We start from the raw sequence: 6,277 nt of genomic DNA, 5'->3' as shown, positions 1-6,277 counted from the left end.
GGCTGCATCGTCAGAATAATCTTCCCGACATTCTGCGAAGACTCCATCCGCCGATGGGCATCGGCTGCGCGGGACAACGGAAAGGTGCTGTCCACCACCGGTTCCAGACTCGCAGCGCCGGCGAAGCGTTTCAGCCAGTGGTCGCGAAAGCGCTGGATCATCGCGTGCTTCTCCGGCTGAGTGCGTGACTTCATCACCGTGCCGATGATTTGCAGGTGCCGGTAGAGGATGTGCTCCAGCTCCACGTCGACCTTGCCGCCGCCGCCAAGAATGCCGACCTGGACCAGGCGGCCGCCGTGGGCCAGCGAGGCGATGTTGCGGGCGAAGTAGGGAGCGCCGACGAAGTCGATGATCACATCGACGCCGCGCCCGTTGGTTTTGTCGGCGATGACTGCGGCGAAATCCTCGGTCTTGTAGTCGATGGCCACGTCGGCGCCCAGGTGTTCGACACGTGACAGCTTGCTGCCTTCGGTGGTCGCGTACACCGTGGCGCCGGTGGCGTAAGCCAGTTGCACGGCAGCGGAGCCGACGCCACCGGCGGCGGCATGGATCAGCACCGAGTCGCCTGACTTGAGTCGGGCCAGGTGCAGCATCGCTTCGTGGGCGGTGACGAACACTTCGGGAATCGCCGCTGCGTGCACATAGTCGAGCTGTGCCGGAATCGGCATGGCCATGCGGTAGTCGATGCGCGCCAGTTCGGCGTAGGCACCGCCGCCGACCACGCCCATCACCCGGTCGCCGACGGCGAATCCGCTCACCTCGCTGCCGGTCTCCAGCACTTCCCCGGCGATCTCCAGACCGATGATCAACGAGTCACCAAAGTTCGCATGGCCGTAGCCGCCGGTTCGGTGGGTCAGGTCGGCACGGTTCACGCCGGCCGCATAGACCCGCACCAGCAGGTCGGTCGGGCGTACTTCAGGGTTGGGCGCTTCGCCGAGTTGCAGCACTTCTGCCGAGCCGAATGCTTTCAGGTTGATGGCTTTCATCTCAGCGTTGCTCCGTGTCGGCAAGGGTGGCATTGGCGATGGCCGAGGCGGTGATGGCGCCCGGGAAACCGACGTAAAAGGCCAGGTGAGTGATCGCCGCCGACAACTCTTCATGGCTCACGCCATTGCTGACAGCGCGGCGCAGGTGCGCGGGCAATTCTTCACAGTGGCCGCCGGCAATCAGCGCAGCGACAGTGATCAGACTGCGCTCGCGGGGTGACAAGGCGGGGTCGCTCCAGATCTGCGGGTACAGCGTTGAGTCCACGAATTGCGCCAGTTTCGGGGTGAAGGCACGCGCGGCTTCGCGTGGGCTGCTGAAATCGATAGTCGACATGGAAATCCCCTTAAACCTGGCTGATGAATTTGTTGGTGAGGTAGTGCTCGATGCCTTCGATGCCGCCTTCAGAACCGTGGCCGCTTTCTTTCATGCCGCCGAAGGGCAGTTCGGTGGCGACGATGCGGTACTGGTTGATGCCGATCATTCCGGCTTCCAGGCCATCGGCGACGTCGATCGCGGTGCGCGCATTGGAAGTGAACGCGTAGGCCGAGAGGCCGTAGGGCAGGCGGTTGGCTTCTTGCAGGCCGTCGCTCAACTCATCGAAAGGCATCAGTATCGCGATGGGGCCAAAGGGTTCTTCGTGCATGATTCGCGCACTCATCGGCACATCGGCCAATACGGTGGGCTGAAAGAAGAAGCCTGCGCCCGGCAACGCTTCACCGCCGGCCAGCACCCGTGCACCTTTCTCCACGGCGTCGGCGATCAGTTGCTCCATCTTCGCCAGTTGCCGTGGGTTCGCCAGAGGGCCGACCTGGGTTTGCGGATCCATGCCATCGCCGATTTTCAGTGCCTTGGTGGCAGCAACGAAGCGCTCGACGAACTCGGCGTAGGCCTCACGCTGGATAAGAAAACGAGTCGAGGAAATGCACACCTGGCCGGTGCCGCGAAAGCGATTGGCGACGCCTTCCACAGCAGCCTTTTCGATGTCGGCGTCGGCAAACACCAGCACCGGGCCGTGGCCGCCCAGTTCCAGGGTGATCGGCTTGACGCCTTCGGCAGCGCGGGCCGAGAGCAGCCGACCGATCGGCACCGAACCGGTGAAGGTCACTTTGCGAATGATCGGTGAGGCAATCAAATGGCTGGACACTTGATCCGGCACACCGAACACCACTTGCAGGACGCCTTTGGGCAAACCGGCATCGTCCAGCGCCCGGGCCAGGGCCAGAGCGGTGGAAGGGCTTTCCTCGCCGGGCTTGAGCACCACGCTGCAACCGGCGGCCAGCGCTGCCGAGAGCTTGCGCGCCGGGGTGATGGCCGGGAAATTCCACGGTGTGAACGCTGCCACAGGGCCGATGGCCTGGCGTTTGACCAGTTGCAGTACACCCGGACGATTGGCCGGGACGACACGGCCGTCGATGCGTCGTGCGCTTTCGGCGAACCACTCGAAATATTCCGCCGCACGGGTCACTTCATCGAGGCTTTCGCGCAGTGGCTTGCCTTCTTCCAGCGTCATTTGCGCAGCGATGTGCGGGGCGCGTTCGAGGATCAGGTCGGCGGCGCGCTTGAGGATTTTTGCGCGCTGGTCCGGCACGGTCTGGCGCCATTGGTCGAAGCTCAGTCGGGCCACTTCGAGGGCGTGATCCAGGTCTTGGGCGGTGGCGAGTGGCACCTGGCCGATTTCGTCGCCGGTAGCCGGGTTGACTACGGCAGCGGTCGCGCGGTCTTGGGCGGTAAGCCATTGACCACCGATGAAGAGATAGAGCGGATCGTAAGGAGTGTTCATGGATGTCGCCTTCATGGTTGAGGATTCATTCGGCGCCTTGTACGCAGTGGTTCAGGCGTCCCGTGGAATCCAGTCTATGGAAGGCGTGCCGTTTGATTTAGCCGGCCACGAGGGAATCATTGTTGTCCCAGAAGGTAATATCGATCCCAGGAGCGAGCGTGTAGGATCCGACGTTATCCGCAGTGAGTGGCAGGTCTACAGGACGATCAGGATGGACAAACTTTCAAACATGTCGGTGTACATCAAGGTAGTCGAGATGGGCAGTTTCACTGCCGTGGCCAACCATCTCGACTCCACCGTCGGTAACGTATCGCGTGCGGTCTCGGCGTTGGAAAACGTGCTCGACACTCGCCTGTTGCAACGCTCGACCCGGCGTCTCTCGGTGACCGATGCGGGCCGGCGGTTTTATGAACGCTGCGTGAAGATTCTCGCTGACCTGGAAAGCGCCGAAGCCGAGGCGAGCAATGCCGCCTTGCAACCACGAGGGACGTTACGGGTGCACTGCGTGCCCGGACTGGCGCGGCAACTGGTGACCGGCGCGGTGCTGGAATATCGCCAGGCGTTTCCCGAAGTGACCGTCGATTTGATGCTCTCCCAACGCATGCCCAATCTGCTTGAGGATCAGTTGGACGTGTCCATTCTGATCGCGCGAACGCTGCCGGACTCGGCGTATGTCAGCCAGAAGATCGGCGTCAGTCACTGTGTACTGGTGGCCTCCCCGGAATACTTGGCGCGGCATGGCGCACCCGAAACGCCGGAGCAGCTTTGCGATCATCAATGCCTGCTGCTCGGTACCGTGGATTACGTGCGCGATGAATGGCAGCTCAAAAGCAAGGCGGGCGACGCGACGTTCATCCCGAGCGGGCCGAGTTTCAGCGTGAACGATATGGACGCAATGGCCGTGGCCATTCGCGAAGGGGCGGGGATTGGTCTGTTGGCAGGCTTCACGGCGATCGATGATTTGCGTGCCGGCAGGCTGGTGCGGGTGCTGCCCGATTACCACACCTATGAGCGCAATGTTTACGCGGTCTACACGTCTCGCCAGTTTGTCGATGCGAAGATCACTCGATTCATCGATACCTTGAAAACCCGGGTCGGCGCGCAGTTGGCGAGCACTGCTCAGGCGCTTATCGATTGAAGCGGTAAAGGCATTTGCGTCTCAGCGAGCCAACTCTGAGACGCAATGGGTGTGCGAGGTATTGGCCAGATCAACCGTTGCTGCAGCCGCTGCCCATGACCTCGTATTGCAGGATGTGCTGTTTGCCTTGGGAATCCTGATAAGTCATGTGCACCGGCACTACAGCGCAGACATCCGGCACGGGATCTTCCGAGATGATTTTGGCGACGTCGAGGTGACTGGCGTAGGTGTATTGCTCGACTGGTGGCGTGGTAGTCGATTCCTGAGCCATGACCACCGAGCTGAAGCCGAAGAGTGCGAGGACGAGCATTGAGACTTTCATGGAAGATGTTCCTTTGCTGAAGTTGAGTGTGCTGCTGGAACAAACTCTATGCGGCGGCTGGCGGGGGAAACAGGCGCGGATTGGGTAAAGACTGTTTACGGTTTGAGCCACAATCGGCACGGGGTGAACGATCGCGCAGGGTTCAGCGCAAACAAAAAAGGCGCCGGTGAGGGCGCCTTTTGCTTATCTCGGTTTTTTACGGCTCGCCATGCAATCGGCAGCTACGAAAGCGCCGGGCTGATTTCGGCGGATTTCGCTGAGTAGCTTCCCACCCGCGCCGAAATCCATTTGCGGCTGTAAGCCAGCACATGGTTAGCAGTGGCGGTGGGGAAGTGAATGAAGCCATGCGGACACTCTGGCAGCACGTACATCTCCACCGGCGCCGCGTGTTGCCAGCGTTCAGCGATGAGCTGCGTGTCATCCAGCAGCGGATCGAGGTCGCCGGCAAACAGCAGCGCTGGTGGCAGCCCGCTGAAATCGCCGTACAGCGGCGAAAGCGGTGGCTGGCGTCGTTGTTCGTCGCTGATGTCCGGCGTGAGCAGGCGCAACGCTTCGACCATGCCGGGGCCGTCGAGCACCAGAGTATCGGCTGGGGCACTGCGCACGCTCGGCGTGCCGGTCAGGTCGTAGACGCCGTAATAAAGCAGCGCGCCGCAGATCCGTTGCAGCAGTTGCGGCGAAGATTTGAGCGCGAGCAGGGTGGCGGCCGCCAGATGCCCGCCGGCCGATTCACCGACGACGACTACGGGCAGCCCGGCAAACTCGCCATCGTTCAAAATGCCGCGAGTGGCGCGCAGACAGTCGTCCAGCAAGCCCTCGATTGGCGTCGACACGGCCAGCCGATAATCAACCGACACCACCGCCACGTCGCAGGCGTTGACGATGGCGATGTTGAAGTTGTCGTTCATCTGCGCATTGCCAATCACCCAGCCGCCACCATGGAAATCCAGCACCACGCCTCTGGCTTTGCCCTTGGGGCGAATGATGCGCACGGGCACGGTGTCGATGATCTTCCGTTCGGCGGCCAGCCCATGCTGGCGCAATTTGCCAGCGCCGCCGAGCTGACCCGCTCGCAGCAACGCCTGAATCAACCGTGGAGTGAGCCGATTGCGAATCTTGAAGCGCGGCAGCCAGGCGAGCTTTTTGTTGAACCCACGCACCTGCGCCAGCTCGCGCTCGCCTTGCGGCCATGGGAAGTCGCTCACAGGCGATTCTTCATCAGGATCGAGCAGTTCAGCGCCGCCGCAACGCACAGCCACGCCAGGTACGGGAACAGAATCAGCCCGGTGACCACGTCCAGTTGCAGTGCGAGCACGACCATCACCGCGACCACCACCCACAGCACCGCCAGAATCACCAGCGCCGCCAGCACCTGATGCGCGCCGAAGAACACCGGCGTCCACAGCGTGTTCAGGGCGATCTGTGCGGCCCACAAAGCCAGCACCGTTTGGCTGCCGGGGATCAGGCTCAAGCGATAACCGGCCCAGGCCAGCAGCAGGTAGATGATCGTCCACGCTACCGGGAAGGCCCAGTTTGGCGGGGTAAAGGAGGGTTTGGTCAGCGATTCATACCACGGGCCGGGTTTGAACATCACGCCAGTGGTTGCCGCCGCCGCGCAGGCGAGAAGGAAGATGAAAAAGGTCATTGCCAGTCCTTAGCTGTGATCAGCTGTTATGGAGAGTTAAGAAGAGGACGCTTCGCTGCGCAAAAAGTTTGTTTGCAAACGCAAAATGGCAGTCAGGTTGAACTAAAAGCTGACCGTCGCGTCAGGATAAACACTGCCTTTTCCCACCGACGCGGACGACATCATGTACACCTATCACATCGAATACCGTTTCAACGGCGAGCCTCGTACTTATCTGCTCGAACTCAAGGAAGCGCAACTGGCCGAGCACGACGCGGCGATGCATCTGCTGGAACTGCATCTGGGCGATGCGGAAAACAGCCTGGTCATGCCCACGGCGGATTCGACGCCAGAACAGATTCTCGAGCAGGCCGAGCGGGTAGGGATTACACATATCAGGGTGGTCAGCCGGACCAATTGACCTTC

General features: G+C 61.5%; 8 protein-coding genes. 2 read left to right on the top strand and 6 right to left on the bottom strand.

Annotated elements, in window-relative coordinates; genetic code table 11:
• From D6877_RS08490 to D6877_RS08480, 3 genes are all read right to left on the bottom strand, one after another.
• On the bottom strand, positions 1 to 986 hold a 986-nt coding region (locus D6877_RS08490), incomplete at its 3' end, for an NAD(P)H-quinone oxidoreductase (RefSeq protein ID WP_130910476.1).
• Position 987: 1 nt separating this feature from the next.
• Positions 988 to 1,320, bottom strand: coding sequence for a carboxymuconolactone decarboxylase family protein (locus D6877_RS08485; protein WP_110599182.1), 333 nt, complete (start codon positions 1,318 to 1,320; stop codon positions 988 to 990).
• Positions 1,321 to 1,330: 10 nt separating this feature from the next.
• A complete protein-coding gene (locus D6877_RS08480) occupies positions 1,331 to 2,767 on the bottom strand; it encodes an NAD-dependent succinate-semialdehyde dehydrogenase (protein WP_130910475.1) in 1,437 nt (478 codons plus the stop codon).
• Between the two features lie 211 nt (positions 2,768 to 2,978).
• On the opposite strand from D6877_RS08480, the gene D6877_RS08475 reads away from it, so the two are divergent.
• Entirely contained in the window at positions 2,979 to 3,905 is a 927-nt protein-coding gene (locus tag D6877_RS08475; RefSeq protein ID WP_076563297.1) for a LysR family transcriptional regulator, read from the top strand.
• Positions 3,906 to 3,975: 70 nt separating this feature from the next.
• On the opposite strand, the gene D6877_RS08470 is transcribed toward D6877_RS08475, so the two are convergent.
• The 3 genes from D6877_RS08470 to D6877_RS08460 all read right to left on the bottom strand — a co-directional run bounded on the left by D6877_RS08470 (position 3,976) and on the right by D6877_RS08460 (position 5,872).
• Positions 3,976 to 4,227: a DUF2790 domain-containing protein gene (locus tag D6877_RS08470; protein WP_016774351.1), complete on the bottom strand. Its 252-nt coding sequence runs from the start codon at positions 4,225 to 4,227 to the stop codon at positions 3,976 to 3,978.
• Positions 4,228 to 4,448: 221 nt separating this feature from the next.
• Complete coding sequence (locus tag D6877_RS08465) at positions 4,449 to 5,432, bottom strand: alpha/beta hydrolase (protein WP_130910474.1); 984 nt, start codon at positions 5,430 to 5,432, stop codon at positions 4,449 to 4,451.
• Positions 5,429 to 5,872, bottom strand: coding sequence for a TspO/MBR family protein (locus tag D6877_RS08460; RefSeq protein ID WP_041480509.1), 444 nt, complete (start codon positions 5,870 to 5,872; stop codon positions 5,429 to 5,431). Before D6877_RS08460 ends, D6877_RS08465 begins: the two co-directional genes overlap by 4 nt.
• Positions 5,873 to 6,035: 163 nt before the next feature.
• Here D6877_RS08460 and D6877_RS08455 point away from each other — a divergent pair, with 163 nt between their 5' ends.
• Complete coding sequence (locus D6877_RS08455; protein ID WP_016774354.1) at positions 6,036 to 6,272, top strand: hypothetical protein; 237 nt, start codon at positions 6,036 to 6,038, stop codon at positions 6,270 to 6,272.
• Positions 6,273 to 6,277 lie beyond the last annotated feature (5 nt).

The organism is Pseudomonas sp. Sample_9 (assembly GCF_004307535.1).
Classification (GTDB): Bacteria; Pseudomonadota; Gammaproteobacteria; order Pseudomonadales; family Pseudomonadaceae; genus Aquipseudomonas; species Aquipseudomonas mercuritolerans.
The sequence above is the reverse complement of the archived record's forward strand: the minus strand, read 5'-3'. Positions and strand labels throughout refer to the sequence as shown.

Bases quoted from the DNA above. Each gene is read 5' to 3' on its own strand.
- D6877_RS08485 (WP_110599182.1), bottom strand. From the start codon at position 1,320: ATGTCGACTATCGATTTCAGCAGCCCACGCGAAGCCGCGCGTGCCTTC.
- D6877_RS08480 (WP_130910475.1), bottom strand. From the start codon at position 2,767: ATGAACACTCCTTACGATCCGCTCTATCTCTTCATCGGTGGTCAATGG.
- D6877_RS08475 (WP_076563297.1), top strand. From the start codon at position 2,979: ATGGACAAACTTTCAAACATGTCGGTGTACATCAAGGTAGTCGAGATG.
- D6877_RS08470 (WP_016774351.1), bottom strand. From the start codon at position 4,227: ATGAAAGTCTCAATGCTCGTCCTCGCACTCTTCGGCTTCAGCTCGGTG.
- D6877_RS08460 (WP_041480509.1), bottom strand. From the start codon at position 5,872: ATGACCTTTTTCATCTTCCTTCTCGCCTGCGCGGCGGCGGCAACCACT.
- D6877_RS08455 (WP_016774354.1), top strand. From the start codon at position 6,036: ATGTACACCTATCACATCGAATACCGTTTCAACGGCGAGCCTCGTACT.